Genomic DNA, 17524 nt, shown 5'->3' with positions numbered 1-17524 from the left:
ATGAACTTCGGTATCCAAATATCAAGCAAGAAGCGTGTCTACAATGCTTCCTTTTAAAACAGGAAATCAGGTGTGCATACAATCTAGTGTGCTAAAAAAATAAATATTTTAAATGGATTAAAACTACATCTATAGCCCCTTCCTCATGATGGATATCATTTTGCAATAGCATAAAAGGCGATACTTTTAGGATGTTAACCTAAATTATTACGTCATGAAAAAAGTACTGATTATATTATTGTTACTACCTACAATTGCTTTAACGCAAACAAAAGAAGAATTTGATTTTGTTGCTCCTATACATGAAAATGTCGTTGCTGTTAAAAAAGGAAATACTTGGGGTTTCATTGATGCTGATGGACATATTATTATTGATTTTAGAAACGATTTGGTTTTAAGTAAAACAAATCATGGCAACTATCCGATGTTCATGGACAACAGATGCTTAATTTCAGTTAAAAAAGAAGGTATTTTATATTTTGGATATATTGATAAAACTGGAAAAACTGTTATTGAACCAGAATTTTTAAATGCACAAAACTTTAGTAATAATCAAGCTTTAGCATTGGCGGTAATTAAAGAAGAACTAGGAAGAAACGAGATATTAGGAAAAAATGTTATCGCTCATAGGTGTTTTGAGGTAATTATTGATGAAAACGGTGATATAAAAAGTTATTTAAACCCAAAAGGTGTTAATGTAGTTTTAGATAAAAAATCTTTAAAAAAACCACCTAAAATAACATCAAAGATCATATCTAAAAACCTTTATGCTGTATTGAATGAAAACAAGAAATGGATTATAATTAAAATTGATAATTAAAGCCATTTAAAGATGAAAGCAAATCTCAACATGGGCAGCATATCTGGAATTAAAATTAAGGTACATTGGACCTTCTTTTTTCTAATCGTTTGGATTGTATTTAGTGAACTTAAGCGTGGGGGAAACGCAGAGAGCGTCCTGTTTAACGTAGTATTGGTTTTAGCAGCTTTTTTATGTGTGGTTTTACATGAACTTGGGCATGCGCTTACGGCTAAGCGATTTGGGATAAATACTAAAAAGATAACCTTATTGCCCATTGGTGGTACGGCAAGTTTAGAGCGTATTCCAGAATCGCCTAAGCAAGAGCTTTTGGTAACATTGGCAGGTCCTTTAGTTAATGTTATTATAGCCATATTTTTGTATTATCTAATACCAGTAAAAGCCTTAATGCAATTAAATTTCACCGAGAGTTTTGAGGCTTTAATGAGCTTCACCCTTCAAAATTTCCTATTCTTTTTATTTCTGGTTAATGTAGGCTTAGCAGTTTTCAATATTATACCAGCTTTTCCAATGGATGGCGGCCGTATTTTAAGAGCTTTATTGGCAATGAAAATGAATAGGGTAAAAGCAACCCTAATTGCATCTAGGATTGGGCAGACCATAGCTGTTTTGTTTTTATTACTAGGGCTTTTGTATAATCCGTTTTTAATTTTAATTGCACTTTTCATTTTTATAGGCGCTTATGGGGAAAACCAAATGGTACACCATTTAGCCATACTTAAAGGACATAGCGTGGAAGAAGCAATGCTTTTAAACACAACTACTTTTAATCCTAAAGATGCTCTGGATATGGTAGTTAATAAATTGATATCTAGTACAGAAAACAGCTTTGTTGTTTTGGAAAACGATAAAATTATTGGCGTTTTGCATCATCAGGATATTATAGATAATTGCAATAAAGATATATATGTAGAAGATATTATGGATACCACTTTTAAAGTGGTAAAAAGTACTGATAATCTTGATAAAGTATATAGGTTAACACACAGCGAAAAGTATCCGTTTTTCCCTGTTGTACAAAACGAAAAATTCGCAGGAGTAATAGATAATATTAATTTAAATGAATACCTCCTGTTACAAGAAAAATTAGCGTATTGATTATGAAATTATTTGGTACTGTAATTCTATTTTTAATAGTGTTTTCCTGTTCAAACCCTAAAGGGAAAATACGTCCTGTAGAAAGAGACTTAACAGAATCTGTGTATTCTTCTGTAACTATTCAACCTGATAGCCTTTATCAATCTTATGCTATAGTTTCAGGTATATTAGATATGAATTTAGTTGAAGAAGGAGATGCCGTATCTGTAGGCGACCCCATTTTACAAATAATAAATAACACACCTAAACTTAATGCCGAAAATGCAAAATTATCATTACATCTAGCTCAAGAAAATTTCAATGGAAATGCTACCATTTTGGAAGGTATTAGAAACGAAATAGAAGCAGCCATTTTAAAATATAAAAATGATTCCATTAACTATTTTAGGCAGAAAAACCTTTGGAATCAGAAAATTGGTTCTAAAATGCAGTATGATACTAAGCAATTAAATTATAAACTATCATCAAGTAATTTACGGCTTTTGCAAAGTAAATATAACAGTACAAAAAAAGAGCTTGAAACAAAAGTTAAGCAAGCACAAAATAATTATCAAACAGCTTTAATTACTAATAGGGATTTTGTTGTAAAAAGCAAAATTAATGGTAAAGTATATGCATTGTATAAAGAACCAGGAGAAATTGTAAATACCCAAGAACCTTTGGCTTCTATTGGTAGCGCCTCACACTTTATAATTGAAATGTTAGTTGATGAGGTTGATATAGTTCGTATTGCAAAACATCAAAAGGTCATTATTCAATTAGATGCCTATAATAGTGCTATTTTTACTGGAGTTGTATCTAAAATTTACCCAAAAAAAGATGAGCGAAATCAAACCTTTAAGGTGGAAGCTGTTTTTGATGAAGCGCCTAAAATTTTATACCCTGGGCTTTCAGGTGAAGCTAATATTATAATTGATAAAAAGGAAAATGTGCTTACTATTCCTAAAGCCTATTTAATAGACGATTCACAAGTAAAAACAGAAGCCGGATTAGTTGCTATAACCATAGGGTTACAAAATCTAGAATTTGTTGAAGTGTTATCTGGCATTACAAAAAACACGTATATCTATACCCCAGATTGATGGTAAACTGGAGCGTAATACTAAATATTGCAAAAACCCATTTGCTAACAAAAATAAAGCAAACAGCAACCGCAGCACTTGGGGTTACTTTTGGTATTGGTGCCTATATTACGCTAGTTTGTTTTATGACGGGTTTAAATGCCATGCTTGATGATTTAATCCTAAACCAAACACCCCATATTCATATTTACAATGAAATTGAACCATCAAAAAATCAACCGATTACCCTTTATGATGAATTAAAAACCAGTTTTAATGTGGTACATTCCGTTAAGCCCAAGTTAAGCCAAAAGAAAATACATAATGCCCTACCAATTATGGATTATTTAAATGAAGATAACAAGGTAAAGGGCGCTATTCCGCAGATTAAAACACAAATATTTTATTTAGCTGGCTCCATAGAATTGGGCGGTAATTTAACAGGAATACATGTGTTGGACGAAGCCAGATTGTTTAACCTTAAAGATTATATAGTTAAAGGTTCTCCAAAAGCATTGCACAATAACGACAATGGTATTTTGATAGGTGCTGGTATCGCAAAAAAAATGTCTTTAGATATAGATGATAGCGTACAAATAAGCACAATAAAAGGCGATGTATTTCCACTTAAAATAGTGGGGATTTATCAGAGTGGAATAGCCGATATTGATGCCATTCAAAGTTTTGCAAATCTTAAAACGGTACAACGCATTTTAGGGGAAGCTGAAAACTATATAACAGATATTAATGTAAAACTACATGATATAGAGCAGGCGATACCGCTGTCAAAAAAAATAGAGCAACAGTTCAATTTAACAGCTATTGATATTAAAACTGCTAATGCACAATTTGAAACCGGTACAACCATACGAAACTTGATTACCTATGCGGTTTCAATAACCTTGCTTATAGTAGCAGGCTTTGGCATTTACAATATTTTGAATATGCTTATTTATGAAAAAATGAATGACATTGCCATTTTAAAAGCAACAGGGTTTTCTGGTAAAGATGTCCAACTCATTTTTATGAGTCAGGCTATGATTATTGGTTTTGTTGGTGGTGTTTTAGGCTTACTTATTGGTTTTGGACTAGCAAATTTAATTGATACAATTCCGTTTGAAACTGAAGCTTTACCAACAGTGGAAACCTATCCTGTAAATTTAAATCCGTTGTTTTTTATTATAGGTTTTTCGTTTGCCATGTTATCCACATTTTTAGCAGGGTATTTGCCATCCAGAAAAGCAAGAAAAATAGATCCAGTTAGAATTATAAGAGGTCAATAATGCGTAGTGTTTTAGAAGCAAAATATATTAACAAGTATTTTAAAAAGCCTGTACTTTTTCATGTACTAAAAAACATTGATTTTAAGATTAATAAAGGTGAGTTCACTTCCATTATGGGAAAATCAGGTTGTGGTAAATCTACGTTGCTCTATATTTTATCTACGATGGATACCGATTATGAAGGGGAGCTTTATTTAAACAACCAACTTATTACAGGACAGGATAGTACGTATTTATCGTATTTAAGAAACAAGCACATTGGCTTTGTGTTTCAATTTCATTATTTACTTTCGGAGTTTTCGGTTTTAGAAAATGTGATGCTTCCTGCCAAAAAATTAGCTGAAAAAGGCCATCAGGAAATAGAGCACGACGCTTATGAAAAATTAAAAATGCTGAATATAGACCATTTAGCAAAAAAAAGAGCTTCGAGAGTTTCAGGTGGAGAAAAACAGCGTATAGCGATTGCTAGAGCTTTAATAAATAATCCGTCAATAATAATGGGTGATGAGCCAACGGGTAATTTAGATAGTTATAATGCCGAAAATGTATTTAACATTTTTAAGCAATTAAGTGATGAAAGCGGTTTGTCCCTTTTGGTAGTTACTCATGACGAAGATTTTGCCCATAAAACAGACCGCATTATACAAATGGCAGATGGAGAGATTATTTCCAACAGATAATTGGTTTTACAAGATATTGTTTTCAAGCAGTAGTGTTTTTTTATTTAATTTCATGTTGGAATATTATCCAGATTATTACGAAAAAATTACTCTGAATACATTAGTATATGAATTGATATTCCTCATTTTAAGTTTTAACGGTCTCTTGTAATTTTGTGTAAAATAAAGATATGCTTACATTCAAAAACTTCAATATTGCCGATTGGTTTTCGTTTTACCGCATATTAGCGGCACCTGTATTAATTGTTTTGATATGTTTTGATGAACGCCTTGTTTTTGCATGGTTTTTACTTGTGAGCTACAGTACTGATGCTATTGATGGTTATTTGGCAAGAAAATTAAAAATTACTAGTCCAAGAGGTTCCCAGCTTGATTCAATAGGTGATCAAATTACATTTACAATTGGGTTAGTAGGTCTTTTCTTTTTTGAAAAGGTATTTATAATTAAACATATCATAATCATTTTAATTGCTTTTTTACCATACTTAATCCAAATGGCAATTGCATACTCAAAATATGGTAAGGCTACGGCTTTTCATACCTATTTAGCTAAGTTTTCTGCAGTAGTGCAAAGTGTCTTTATACTTTGGTCGTTGTTTTTTAATCCAGAACTAGTGCTTTTTTACATAATGATTGGTGTAGGTATACTTGAAACTATAGAAGAAATAGCACTTATATTTTTATATGATAATTGGATTTCTGATGTAAAGAGTATTTTTTTTGTGTATAGAGACAAAAGGCGACTAAAAAAGAAAGGATGAAATGGTTTTCATTCTTTTCCAACTTTTCTATTTGTAGTTTCTATTTTATGAATTCTAACTAATATTTGCTTTCACTTGAAATAATTGAATTATGCCTTAGCCAATAAATCAATAAGTGTTTTGCAACCACCTTTTTTTAAGTATTCTGTATGGTCCTTCAAGTTTTTGAAATGCTGTCCACAAATTTCGCTGCATAGAATTATATACTGGTTTTCCTTATTAAAAACCTTTAATATTTTTTTTGCAGTTTTATTATTGAAATATGGAGGATTTTTATCTGGGTTTTCCCTGCACCAATCCAACATCTTCTTCCAAATAGCAGCACTTAGAGCACCACAAGCACCCCCTCTTAAACCTAGTCCTCCTGCATAACCCGCCACCATTACTATTTGCTCATCACTACCACCCATAAGCCTTACAACTTCTGAGGCGCAACTTAAGGGCTTTTCATTGACTTTCGCATTTTCGGATAAGCTTTCATTAGCTACGTCAATAGCTTTTGGAGCCCATTGTTCAGCCAGATTAAAACAATGGCTGTTTTTCATACCTTGAAGTGTAATTTTTAACATGAATCTTGTCATACCTACTATACTAGTAAGGTCATAACCAATTATTTCTTTGCAATTTTTTGCTCCAGATTGCTTTATAAAGGATTTCAAAATTCTTTGAGTAGCAGAAACTGCAACAGCTATAGCTTGGTCCTGATTGTTGAATTTTCTAAATGATTCTGCTCCTACAGCCAAAGCCGCACCCCAAATCATACCACATTGGTGCCCTTGATTTAAAATACCTCCAGCCAAAGGGTTTAAGGCACGTTCTTCAAGTCCTTTAATGTGTCCGAATTCCCTGTTTAAAATATGCGCAAAGGTTCTGGAGCAAGTGCCACAATTTTTAAAAACTTCCTTCGCATCATTCTTTTGTTCTACAGAAGTGTTCATTGTATCTATTTAATTTTTAAGCCTAAAGCCTTTTAGGTTGATGTTATCAATGTATTTAATTAGATTTTATGACGAAATGATATATATCATAATGTAAAATCTGATTTAAAAATATAGCCTCTAGTTGATTAATATCATTTTTCAAATAACTCATAAACAGTAGTTTAGTTGTCAATCAAAAACCAGCACTTATGAAAACTATAGCTATTTTGTTCATTGCATTCTGCTCAACGATTTCTTTCGGTCAAACAGAGAAAGAAAGTGATATTGTGATTAATAATTCACAGCAAGATGATACCTATCGTGCAGGAGAAACTATCCATGTAAATGCTGCTATACAAGGAGACTTAGTGACTGCTGGAGGAAAACTTATTATTAATGATAGTATTTATGAGGACTTTACGGCAGCTGGAGGTGAATTATTCCTCAACGATTATATAGCAGATGATGTGCGCGTTGCAGCAGGAAGAATAACTGTTGACGCAGAAATAGGAGATGACTTGGTTGTTTTTGCTGGAGAAGTTATCCTTACAGAAAATGCTGTAGTACATGGTAACCTTAAGTGTTTTGCTGGAAATATTGAAATACATGGTGATGTGATGGGAAACCTCGACATTAAAGGCGCTGATATCCTTATTGATGGTACTGTAAAAGAAACCTCAAAAATAGTAGGAGAAGACATCACCATTGGGTCTAATGCTAAATTTCACAAGGAAGTTCAGTACTGGAGTAGTGAAGGACAAATGGATTTTAAAGACTCCCTTGTTAATACTGAAGCCTACTTTGATGAAGATCTTGGGGAAGAAAAATCAGAATTGTCTTTAATCAGTTTAGGAATAGCGTCTTTCTCACTCTGGATATTCTATGTTCTATCTGCATTTCTAGTCATTCTTGTATTACACGCACTCTTTAAGAATGCATTTTCAAATGCCGTTGAAGGTTTGCAGAATAACTTATTAAAGAGCTTCGGATATGGGCTTATTTACCTTTTAGGTATCCCATTATTAATTGTCCTTGCTCTGGTAGTGATCATTGGTATCCCTATTGGCCTCTTCATAACCACGATATTTATATTTAGTCTTTTGTTTGGTCATCTTATTGCAGCATTATTGCTTGTCTATTATTACAAACAAAAAAAAGAAAAAGACTGGGGCTTTTGGAATATTACGTTCCTAGCTTTGGGTATTGCTATCATATTACGGTTACTAACCATCATTCCATTTTTAGGGATTTTACTTTCCGTAATCATTCTGTCAATTACTTATGGTGCGCTCACTTTAAATGTAATTCATTCTAAAAAACAATTTGTTAAAACTTAATAGTCATGAATAAAGTGCATCCAAATATCAACATTTTAATGAGATTTAATCCTTCAGACCCGAATACTTTGGCTGGCGTGTTAGCTGAAGATTTCGTCTGGCATTATATTAATCCTAGGCTACCAGAGATGGAAGGAGACTATTTTGGACTCTCAGGAATGAAGGACTTCTTTAAAAAAATAGCTGGTCGTACTAGTGGTTCCTTTAAGGTAAACCCTTTGTCTATAGCACCAATGGGAGATGAATTGGTCATAACGCATGTTAATGACACGATGATACTGGAAGGCAAACCAATGAAGATTGATGCTATTGTAGTATGGTGCATTATTGATGATCAAATTAAAGAAGCTTGGGATATTCCTGTAATTCCTACAGCAAAAATATCAGATATCTAGCTACAAAGAATTTATTAACTAACTATTCAAAACACAAAAAAATGAAATATAATACAATCATCATCGGAGGGGGCTTAGCTGGATTAACTGCTGGAGCAACACTCTCAAAATTTGGGAAGAAAGTTCTCTTATTAGAGCAACACCATAAACCTGGAGGCTGCGCAACCACATTTAAGCGCGGAGATTTTATTATTGAAGTCGGTTTGCATGAAATGAGTGGACTAACTGAAAATGGTTCGATTACTCAAATTTTTAAAATGCTAGAAGTTGATAAGAATGTTCAATTTAAAAAAGTACCTGAATTCTACGGAGTAATTTCCGATAAAGAAGATTTTGTAATGCCGCATGGATATGATGCAGCTACGAAAGCATTGATTGATAAATATCCAGAAGATGAAAAAGGTATCAAACGTTTTATAAAGTTGATTGCAGGAGTACGCAAGGAAGCTACTGAACAACCTCGCTCACCTTTAGTACGAAAATTGATTTATCCATTAATGCCTTTGCTTTACCCCAACCTAGTTGAGGCAACTAAACATACTGTTGGTTCTTGGCTTGATAAATACATTACTAATGAAAACGCAAAACTAGATATAATAGCACATATTGTGTATTGGGGAGATGATCCATATACACTGTCAATGTTTTACTTTGGCACTCCATTTTCAGGCTTTATTGAAAATGGTGGTCACTTTATAAAAGGAGGTTCACAGGAACTCTCCAATTACCTTGCTTCCTATATAGAAAAAAATGGTGGCAGTATTCTACTAGGTAAAAGGGTTGAAAAAATCATTATTAAAAAAGGTATGGCAACTGGAGTCACTTTCCGTGATAACTTTTCCAAAAGTTTAGAATCTATCACTATTTCATACGATAATGTTATAGCTAATTGTGCTATTCCTACAGTGCCGCAGATGCTGGATGAACCTTACGTCACTCAACTTCAAGAAAAAATTAGTGCTAAAACCAATTCATGTTCACTATTATGCATATATCTTGGTTTTAATACAGATGTAAAAAAATTTGGTGTAAAATACTACTCGAATGTTTTTCAGGGTGATGATGTAAAGGCCTTGAAGGATATTTATACTAACCACCATGGCGATTGGTCTAAACGTAGATTCATTTTTGTAGACTATAACAAGGTAGATTCAGGGCTGGCACCTGCTCATAAATCTGAAGGCGTAATTTGCGCTGTAGATTATATTGAAGATTGGGAAAATTTAAATAAAAAAGACTATAATGCCAAAAAAGAAGAAATAGCTCAAGTTTTATTGCAGCGGTTAGAAAAGCAGTATCCAGGAATTCGAGATAGTATAGAATACTATGAAGTGTCTACATCTAAAACCATTAAACGCTATACCTCAAATCCAAGCGGATCTGTTTATGGTTATGCCCAAACTAAAGACCAAATAGCAAATAAGCGATTTAGAAACAATTTCTTAATTCCAAACCTGTACTTTGCATCGGCTTGGGCGTTTCCGGGAGGTGGTTTTGAAGGCTCAATTCAGGGAGGTTTTTTGGCTGCATTGCAGATGAATAAAGACAAAATTTGGTCAAATTGCGATAATGAAAAGTATGTTGATGGGCGAATGGTTTCCCTTTTGAAGCGTAAAAATATCGATAATAAAATAGTAGAACTAAGCTTTAGGAAACCTGCAGGATTTAAATACCAAAAAGGACAGTATGCTATTTTAAACCTCACAAACCCTAAAGTTGAAAAACTAGACTTGCCCTATCGTTGGCTCCCTGTTACTTCTAATGGAGAGGAAGATATTTTAATGTTTAATATTGAACTGGATGACAGCAGCTTTTCTAAAAGTTGTGAGCAAAGTGATATTGGTGATAAGGCTATTGTATATGGACCTTTGGGCTAATTAAACCAACAACTAACACATTGTATTATGAAGGGAGCAATTTTCTTCTCAGGCAAGTATGGCAGTACAGAGCAATATGCAAACTGGATAGGCGAAGCCACAGGTCTTCCCGTATTTAGTATCAACAATCCCAATGCAGATCCATCAGAATTCGACTATCTTATTTTGGGTAGTTCTATCATCTATTTCAAGTTGTCAATCCGAAAATGGGCTGAGGTCAATCTGTCCAAGCTTAATGGACGATCTAAGATTCTTTTCTCTGTCTCGGGTGCGGGTCCTAGCGACAAACTCGAAAGATGGGTAGCCAAATCATTTCCTACCGTGCTACTATCACAAATGGATCATGTGGCTTTGGCTGGAAGGTTGGATCACTCCAAAGTCAATTGGCTGATTAAACTAAGTCTTTGGATTGGTTCCCTTTTCAATCCCGATCCACTGGCTAGTAAAGAGGAACGTTATGGTTTCGACCATGTTGATAAAGACAGCATTAAGCCGATTATAGAACGTATAGGGCAATTAATGCATGATGTAGTACCTGTAAAAAACTAAAACTCTAAAAGAATTAAGAAGAGCTAATTGAATACTATTAAATGGATAAAAAATTAAAAATAATAGCTATTTGTGGTAGCCCACGCAGGGGAAATACTTATAACATTCTTGAAATACTTAAACAGAGTGATTCCGAAATAGATTTAAAGATTCTTATGCTGTCTGAACTAAACCTGATGGATTGCTTTGGTTGTTATTCCTGCATCAATACTGGAGAAGAGAATTGTCCTCTGAAAGATGATCGTGATATGATTATTGAAGAAATGAAAGCTGCTGATGGAACAATATTCGCTTCGCCTACCTATGCTAGAACGGTTAGTGCATTAATGAAGAAATTTGTAGAACGAACAAGCTATATTTCCCATAGACCCATATTTTTTGGAAAACACGCCATGGCGCTTACAACATGTGCCGGATTCGGTGGTGATCTAACATGTAAATATTTAAATGAAAACTTCACTCAAAGTGGGTTTAACTTTGTAACATCTTTAGAACTTATGGTTTCAACAAAATCAGAAACGGAAACAGATTATAATCATAAGAAGGCAATAAATGAATATTCAAAACTTATTACTGTAATTAAAGCCCAAGAGGAATTCAAACCTTCATTAGGTCAGTTGGTGTATTTCAATATCTTCAAATCTATTTCAGAATTGAACAAAGTAAAAGGGTGGGCTGATTATGAGTTCTACAAGGACAAGAAAGATTTTTATTTCGATATCAATATTCCTTTTATGAAGAATAAAATTGCTAAGTGGATCGCTGGAAGAGAAATCAAGAAGATGAAAGCAAATAAATAATTACCATTATTCTCAAAATAAAAAAGATTCATACTCATAAAATTATAAAAAGAAACCTATGAAAATAGTAGAAGTTACACCAGAAAACGTAGAGCAAGAAACCTTTTTCTGCATAAAAGACATGAAAAAACCCGAGGCTAGAAGCAAACAAAAATGGTTTGAAAAACGTTATAAAGAAGGCTTAAGAATAAAAATTCTTAAAAACAATACGGACAAAATGATTGGTTTTATAGAGTATGTACCAGCCAAATATGCATGGCGGCCTATAGATGCTGACAACTTTATGTTTATTCATTGTACATATATATATTCAAAGAGGGAAAGGAATAAGGGCTATGGTTCAATTTTAATTGAAGCTGCCGAAAAGGAAGCGAAAGCCAAAAAAATGGATGGTTTATGCGTAATAACAAGTAAAGGTGGTTGGTTGGCCAACAAAACTCTTTTTGAGAAAAATGACTTTAAACAAATTGAATCAAAAGATCGGTTTGAATTACTATCAAAAACCTGGAATAACAACGTTAAAAGCCCTAAATTTTTCGATTGGACTAAGAAACAAAAAAAGTACAAAGGTTGGCATATAGTTTACGCAGATCAGTGTCCTTGGAATGAAAAGTCTGCAATAGCACTATTAAATGTTGCGATGGATCACGATATAGATTTAATGGTATCAAAAATAAACACTGTAAAAGAAGCAAAAATGGCACCTTCTGGATTTGGAGTTTTCACTCTTTTACATGATGGTAGGTTATTGGATGACCATTATCTAAGTGCAACGCGATTTAAAAATATTATTAAGTCAGAACTTAGCTTATAAGTTTTTCATTCTGGTACTATATTTAATAAACAATTGTGCTGATTAATATCATTGCAGGATCACTGCATTTCTAGTTCCTTTAAGAAAAGATTATCCTATGGTTTTAGTGATTGTTTTATTAATGCTAATGGTATTACTAGTCTATCTCTTATTAACACCAATATCATTTTGTGTAGACACAAGGACAGATCAGTACTTGATTCAGCAGAAAGGGGTTGTGAAGGCTTCCGTATTGGGAGACGAAAAGGAAGTTTTTAAAGTAAAGGTAAACACGCTTTTTTTTAGGTTTTATCTTTATCCTTTACGCGTTAACAAAGGGAATTCAAAACCTAAAGTCAAAGCCAAAAAGAAAACTGGAAAGCAAAAGTTTTTATCGTTTAAAACGGGTTTAAAACTATTAAAAGCAATTAAGGTTAAAACCTTTTGGATGGATGTAGATACCGGTGATTGTATATTAAATGCAAAGCTTTACCCTGCATTCGCTTACTTAAATTATAAGATAGGGGGATTTAACATCAATTTTCAAGATAGAAATCAATTGGTACTAAACATTCAAGTTAAACCAATTCATATAATTAAATCATTTATTAACTTTTAAAAATAAAATATCATGGAATTACATTTTGAAGAATTATTAGGCCAAATTACAGACTTCATAAAGTCTGAAGCAAAGACAGAAACAGTTGTTGGTAAAGAGTTTCAACTAGGAGAATTTAAATGTGTACCTGTTATTAAGGTTGGTATGGGTTTTGGTTCTGGAGGAGGAGAAGGCTTTGAAGCCAAAGGCAAAAAAGGTGAAGGTATTGGAGCAGGAGCAGGAGTTGGTATAGAACCTATGGGGTTTTTAGTTACAAAAGAAGAAGATATTTCTTTTATTGAAGCTGGTAAAGCTCATGGTTTATCTGCGGCTTTTGAAAAAGTACCAGATTTAATAGAAAAACTGGCTATAAATAAAAAAGAAGCAGAGGTTAATGCGTAAAAAAATTGAATCCTTGGCTAAATATTGGGCAAGTTAATTTTTTAGTTTGCCCTTTTCTTTTTGAAAGTGCTAGCCAATTATTGCAATACTGTCATTATTTTATATCTTTAACAAACTGCGGACTTATTATGATTAGGGTTTTAAAAGAGAAAGAAAGTAAACATGTACTCTCTAATAATTATATAGGGTATTTGGGTTATGTTTATAAGGATGAGCCTTTTATAGCCCCAATTACGTATTACTATAATCCTGAAAAAAATATCATTATCGGGTATTCTGACGAAGGGCATAAAATGATAGCTATGCGAAAACATAATAAGGTGTGTTTAGAGGTAGCCGAAATAGACTCTATTAACCATTGGGAATCTGCCCTAGTACATGGAACTTTTAGACAAGTATTTGGTAGTGCTTCAAAAGCTTTCCTGCATGAATTTTCTCTGGGCATAAAACATCTTATCACAAGAAAGGAGAAGAAAAATTTAAGTTTCATTAGCGAGTTTTCAAGTAAAATATCTAAAAGTGAAACACCTATGGTGTTCATTATAGATGTGCTAGATGTAACTGGACGCATGCGTCGTCATTGAGAAATGCTATCTTTTTGGTTTTTGGTATCTTTTTTTTCCTGTCTTTCTAATTTTCTAAAATATCCGCGTGTTAAAAAGTTATGCTTTAGGGCTTCCATATTTTGGTTGAATTTATCCGTGCCTTCATTTATATTTTTGAGTGTGGTTTTTAAGTTACTTACCAAAGATGTATCCTTAACCAAATAATTAAAAGTGCCATCGCTGGAATTAAAATCATCTACTACGTTGTTAATATCATCAACAACTTTTTTAATTTCTAAACTAGAATACTCTAGGTTTTGCACAATATTTTTAAGTTTTTTACCCGAAATAGTATCGTTTATTAGCATGCCTAGAACAGTTTTATCATCTGTTTTTAAATGGGTTATAATTTGATTTAATTCATCTATAGATGTTGAAGCGCCCCTAATGGTTGTTTTTAAATTGGATATGGATTGCTTTAAATCTTTCGCCATAATAGTATCATTCAACAACACCCCAAAAGTGCCTTTACCTTGTGTCATGGCGTGCGTAATTTTAAGTAAATCTGAAGTTAAGATAGCTGCATTTTCAGAGCTTACACTTAGGGTGCTTAAAATATCATCAGCACCAATTTTGCTAAATGATTCTATAACGTCTCCGCTTGTAATTGCTGACGCTCCATTTTTACCAGGAACAATATTTACAATCATATTACCCACTAAGCCATCAGAACCTATAGTGGCTATCGCATCTTTCTTTATATGTTTAATTATTTTTTCATCAATATTCATGTTCACTTGTATGGTGGAATCATTGATCATAATAATATCTTTAACTGTACCAATGTCTATTCCAGAATAGCGCACATTATTACCTTTTTGTAAGCCATTCACATTTTGAAAAAAGGTGCTGATTGTAAATGTTTTTTTAAACATTTCTTGACGTTGCCCAATAAGATAAACACCTGCGATAAATAGAATGGTTCCTATAATTACAAAACCTCCTAAACGCAATTTCTGTGGGTTTGTATTTTTCATCTTCTCAAAATTTTATTTTTACTATTATTTCATTGCTTAAAAAAAGCTTTAATTTTTGGGTCTTTTGAAACTGATAATTCTTTAAAAGTTCCAACAGCATAATCAATGCCATGAATAAGTAATATCATTCTGTCTGAAATTACCCGAGCACAATCCACATCATGGGTGATAATTAATGAGGATGTGTTGTATTTTTTTTGTATCTCTTGCATTAATATTATTATTTCTTTAGCAGTTATAGGATCTAAACCACTTGTAGGTTCATCGTATAGTATAATTTTGGGTTGTAAGATTAGTGTTCTGGCTATGGCAATTCGGCGTTTCATTCCTCCAGATAATTCAGCGGGCATCAAATCAATTGCACTAATAAGTCCAACATTTTCCAAAGCTTCTATAACCAATTTTTCTGTATCCACATTGTCACCAAACTTTTTCGTATGTCGCCTTAAAGGAAATTCTAAGTTCTCCCTAACGGTCATAGAATCGTATAATGCACTGCCTTGAAATAGAAACCCAATATCCGCTCGTAAAATATCGAGTGACTCCTGATTTAATTTTGTTATATCGTTTCCCATAACAGTTATAGCTCCACTATCGGCTTCCATTAAACCTACCAAACATTTTATCATTACTGATTTTCCAGAACCCGATTTCCCCATAATAACCAAGTTTTCACCTTGATGAAGTTGCATACTAAATCCGTTAAGTACATGGTTGTCTCCAAAACTTTTATGCAAATCTTTGATTTCTAGAACAATGTTGCGGTTTGCTATGTTAGCTTTGTCCGTCATAAGTCGTAAAAAATGTCTGTTACAAAAACAGCTATAAAGTCTATAATAAATAGAAGTAATGAAGTGAATACAACAGCAGAATTGGCCGCTTTACCAACACCGGCAGTACCTTTCTTGCAGTAGTATCCTTTAAAACATCCAACAAGACCAATGGCTAAACCAAAAAAGAAGGATTTAATGGTGGCGGGTATAATATCTCCAAATTCTAAAGCATTAAAAACCTGATTAAAATATAACGTAAAAGAGACATTGCCCTTTTCATTTTCAACAAGATAAGAACCAAATAAAGCAATGGCATCACCAATGATTACCAATAAGGGTAACATTAAGGTAACTGCCAAAACACGAGTTACTACTAAATATTTAAAAGGGTTTGTCCCAGAAACTTCCATAGCATCAATTTGCTCCGTTACTCGCATAGATCCTAACTCTGCGCCAATACCAGAACCAATCCTTCCAGCACAAACCAAAGCTGTTATAATCGGGCCAATTTCCCTTACTATGGAAATGCCAACCATAGAGGGCATCCAAGATACGGCACCAAACTCCATTAACGTGGGACGTGTTTGTAGTGTTAGAACCAATCCGATAATGAAACCTGTAATGCCTACCAATAAAAGAGATCGGTTTCCCATATTATAGCATTGCCTTAGGAACTCCTTAAACTCAAAAGGACGTTTAAAAACATCTTTAAAAAATCGAGAAGTGAAGTATGATAGTGCTCCAATTTCAATTAAAAATGAACGGAATGTATCTTTTATGTTGTTAATAACCAGCATAATTAACTAGCAAGGTATATGAATATATATAAGTAAGAAATGATATAAATCACTCCGTTACACTGATGAAAATCATTTTAAATAAGTTGATTGATACATAACTTTATGCGTAATTATTACTTAATAACTTATGAAAATTGGTTTGGTATTATCTGGAGGAGGTGCAAGAGGTGTTGCTCATATTGGAGTGATAAAAGCTTTAGAAGAATATCAAATTCTTCCCACCCACATTACAGGGTCTAGCGCAGGGGCTATAGTGGGCGCACTATATGCTTATGGGTATAATTGGGAGGATATTTTTAGTTTTTTTAAGAATATTCAAATACTAAATATTAAGAAGTACGCAATTGGAAAACCTGGTTTTATTGATGCCGAAAAGTTTTATGTTGATTTTAAAGGTTATATAAAAGAGGATAATTTTAGTGCACTCAAAAAATCATTAACCATTACAGCAACAGATATTTTAAATGGCAACCTTAAAACCTTTAGTTCTGGTGAGTTAATAAAACCTTTATTAGCATCAGCAGCTGTTCCAGGAGTGTTTAGTCCAGTTAAAATTAATGATTCTTATTATGTTGATGGTGGTGTGCTAAATAATTTTCCTATTGAGTTCTTGCAATCCCATTGCGACACTATAATTGGAAGTTATGCCAATTGGGTAAACGAAATCTCAGTAAAAGATTTAAAGCACTCTCACCAAGTTATTGAAAGGGCTTTCAAAATCCAATCAGTTAAAAAGGACTATGCCAAGTTTAATTATTGCGATGTAATAGTTGTACCAAAAGCGTTGAGCAGGTTTGGTACTTTTGATAAAAAACATCTTGATGAAATACTAAATATAGGCTATAATGCTACTAAGGAAGTACTTACCAAAAATGTTTTACTAAAACTAAATGGTCCTCATAAGACAATTGGTTAAAATGATGGATATCATTTCTCAACTGGATGGCCCTTGATATTTTAAGTTATCTGTAGTAGTATTAAAACTGAGCGTCATT

The 17524-nt window shown here is 33.1% G+C and carries 20 protein-coding genes; 16 read left to right on the top strand and 4 right to left on the bottom strand.

The window, feature by feature from the left end:
- Positions 1–214 precede the first annotated feature (214 nt).
- The 6 genes from EYD45_RS06865 to EYD45_RS06840 all read left to right on the top strand — a co-directional run bounded on the left by EYD45_RS06865 (position 215) and on the right by EYD45_RS06840 (position 5703).
- Entirely contained in the window at positions 215–820 is a 606-nt protein-coding gene (locus tag EYD45_RS06865) for a WG repeat-containing protein (protein WP_130963804.1), read from the top strand.
- Positions 821–832: 12 nt separating this feature from the next.
- The gene (locus EYD45_RS06860) at positions 833–1918 is read left to right on the top strand and encodes a site-2 protease family protein (RefSeq protein ID WP_130963803.1); all 1086 of its coding nucleotides are present in this window, start codon (positions 833–835) and stop codon (positions 1916–1918) included.
- A 2-nt stretch (positions 1919–1920) separates the two neighbouring features.
- Complete coding sequence (locus EYD45_RS06855) at positions 1921–3000, top strand: efflux RND transporter periplasmic adaptor subunit (RefSeq protein WP_130963802.1); 1080 nt, start codon at positions 1921–1923, stop codon at positions 2998–3000.
- A complete protein-coding gene (locus EYD45_RS06850; protein WP_130963801.1) occupies positions 3000–4262 on the top strand; it encodes an ABC transporter permease in 1263 nt (420 codons plus the stop codon). The genes EYD45_RS06855 and EYD45_RS06850 overlap by 1 nt, the downstream gene beginning before the upstream one ends.
- The gene (locus tag EYD45_RS06845) at positions 4262–4942 is read left to right on the top strand and encodes an ABC transporter ATP-binding protein (protein WP_130963800.1); all 681 of its coding nucleotides are present in this window, start codon (positions 4262–4264) and stop codon (positions 4940–4942) included. Before EYD45_RS06850 ends, EYD45_RS06845 begins: the two co-directional genes overlap by 1 nt.
- 170 nt (positions 4943–5112) lie before the next feature.
- On the top strand, positions 5113–5703 hold the full coding sequence (locus tag EYD45_RS06840) for a CDP-alcohol phosphatidyltransferase family protein (RefSeq protein WP_130963799.1): 591 nt from the start codon (positions 5113–5115) through the stop codon (positions 5701–5703).
- An 89-nt stretch (positions 5704–5792) separates the two neighbouring features.
- On the opposite strand, the gene EYD45_RS06835 is transcribed toward EYD45_RS06840, so the two are convergent.
- Positions 5793–6641 (bottom strand): C-GCAxxG-C-C family protein, encoded by an 849-nt coding sequence (locus tag EYD45_RS06835; RefSeq protein ID WP_130963798.1) that lies wholly within the window; start codon positions 6639–6641, stop codon positions 5793–5795.
- A 191-nt stretch (positions 6642–6832) separates the two neighbouring features.
- Here EYD45_RS06835 and EYD45_RS06830 point away from each other — a divergent pair, with 191 nt between their 5' ends.
- The 9 genes from EYD45_RS06830 (at position 6833) to EYD45_RS06790 (ending at position 13958) form a co-directional block, all read left to right on the top strand.
- The gene (locus tag EYD45_RS06830; RefSeq protein ID WP_130963797.1) at positions 6833–7960 is read left to right on the top strand and encodes a hypothetical protein; all 1128 of its coding nucleotides are present in this window, start codon (positions 6833–6835) and stop codon (positions 7958–7960) included.
- A gap of 5 nt (positions 7961–7965) precedes the next feature.
- Entirely contained in the window at positions 7966–8355 is a 390-nt protein-coding gene (locus EYD45_RS06825) for a nuclear transport factor 2 family protein (protein WP_130963796.1), read from the top strand.
- Positions 8356–8396: 41 nt separating this feature from the next.
- Positions 8397–10232, top strand: a complete 1836-nt coding sequence (locus EYD45_RS06820; protein WP_130963795.1) for an FAD-dependent oxidoreductase — start codon at positions 8397–8399, stop codon at positions 10230–10232.
- Between the two features lie 27 nt (positions 10233–10259).
- A complete protein-coding gene (locus tag EYD45_RS06815) occupies positions 10260–10781 on the top strand; it encodes a flavodoxin domain-containing protein (protein ID WP_130963794.1) in 522 nt (173 codons plus the stop codon).
- Positions 10782–10822: 41 nt separating this feature from the next.
- Positions 10823–11581, top strand: a complete 759-nt coding sequence (locus tag EYD45_RS06810; protein ID WP_130963793.1) for a flavodoxin family protein — start codon at positions 10823–10825, stop codon at positions 11579–11581.
- Between the two features lie 58 nt (positions 11582–11639).
- The gene (locus EYD45_RS06805; RefSeq protein ID WP_130963792.1) at positions 11640–12395 is read left to right on the top strand and encodes a GNAT family N-acetyltransferase; all 756 of its coding nucleotides are present in this window, start codon (positions 11640–11642) and stop codon (positions 12393–12395) included.
- A gap of 97 nt (positions 12396–12492) precedes the next feature.
- Complete coding sequence (locus EYD45_RS06800; RefSeq protein WP_130963791.1) at positions 12493–12993, top strand: hypothetical protein; 501 nt, start codon at positions 12493–12495, stop codon at positions 12991–12993.
- Positions 12994–13005: 12 nt separating this feature from the next.
- The gene (locus EYD45_RS06795) at positions 13006–13374 is read left to right on the top strand and encodes a GerW family sporulation protein (RefSeq protein WP_130963790.1); all 369 of its coding nucleotides are present in this window, start codon (positions 13006–13008) and stop codon (positions 13372–13374) included.
- Between the two features lie 128 nt (positions 13375–13502).
- On the top strand, positions 13503–13958 hold the full coding sequence (locus EYD45_RS06790; protein ID WP_130963789.1) for a pyridoxamine 5'-phosphate oxidase family protein: 456 nt from the start codon (positions 13503–13505) through the stop codon (positions 13956–13958).
- Here EYD45_RS06790 and EYD45_RS06785 read toward each other — a convergent pair.
- From EYD45_RS06785 to EYD45_RS06775, 3 genes are read right to left on the bottom strand one after another with little or no spacing between them, the layout of a single operon-like run.
- Positions 13952–14956: an MlaD family protein gene (locus EYD45_RS06785; protein WP_130963788.1), complete on the bottom strand. Its 1005-nt coding sequence runs from the start codon at positions 14954–14956 to the stop codon at positions 13952–13954. The two genes, EYD45_RS06790 and EYD45_RS06785, sit on opposite strands and share 7 nt — an antisense overlap.
- A gap of 29 nt (positions 14957–14985) precedes the next feature.
- Complete coding sequence (locus EYD45_RS06780) at positions 14986–15747, bottom strand: ABC transporter ATP-binding protein (protein WP_130963787.1); 762 nt, start codon at positions 15745–15747, stop codon at positions 14986–14988.
- On the bottom strand, positions 15744–16526 hold the full coding sequence (locus EYD45_RS06775; RefSeq protein ID WP_130963786.1) for an MlaE family ABC transporter permease: 783 nt from the start codon (positions 16524–16526) through the stop codon (positions 15744–15746). The genes EYD45_RS06780 and EYD45_RS06775 overlap by 4 nt, the downstream gene beginning before the upstream one ends.
- A 130-nt stretch (positions 16527–16656) precedes the next feature.
- Between EYD45_RS06775 and EYD45_RS06770 the strand changes: the two genes are divergently transcribed.
- Positions 16657–17445 carry a patatin-like phospholipase family protein gene (locus EYD45_RS06770; protein WP_130963785.1) on the top strand — a complete coding sequence of 263 codons (789 nt, stop codon included), beginning with the start codon at positions 16657–16659 and terminating at the stop codon, positions 17443–17445.
- Positions 17446–17524 lie beyond the last annotated feature (79 nt).

The organism is Hyunsoonleella flava, assembly GCF_004310325.1.
Taxonomy (GTDB): Bacteria; Bacteroidota; Bacteroidia; order Flavobacteriales; family Flavobacteriaceae; genus Jejuia; species Jejuia flava.
This window is presented reverse-complemented; position numbering and strand designations above follow the sequence as displayed.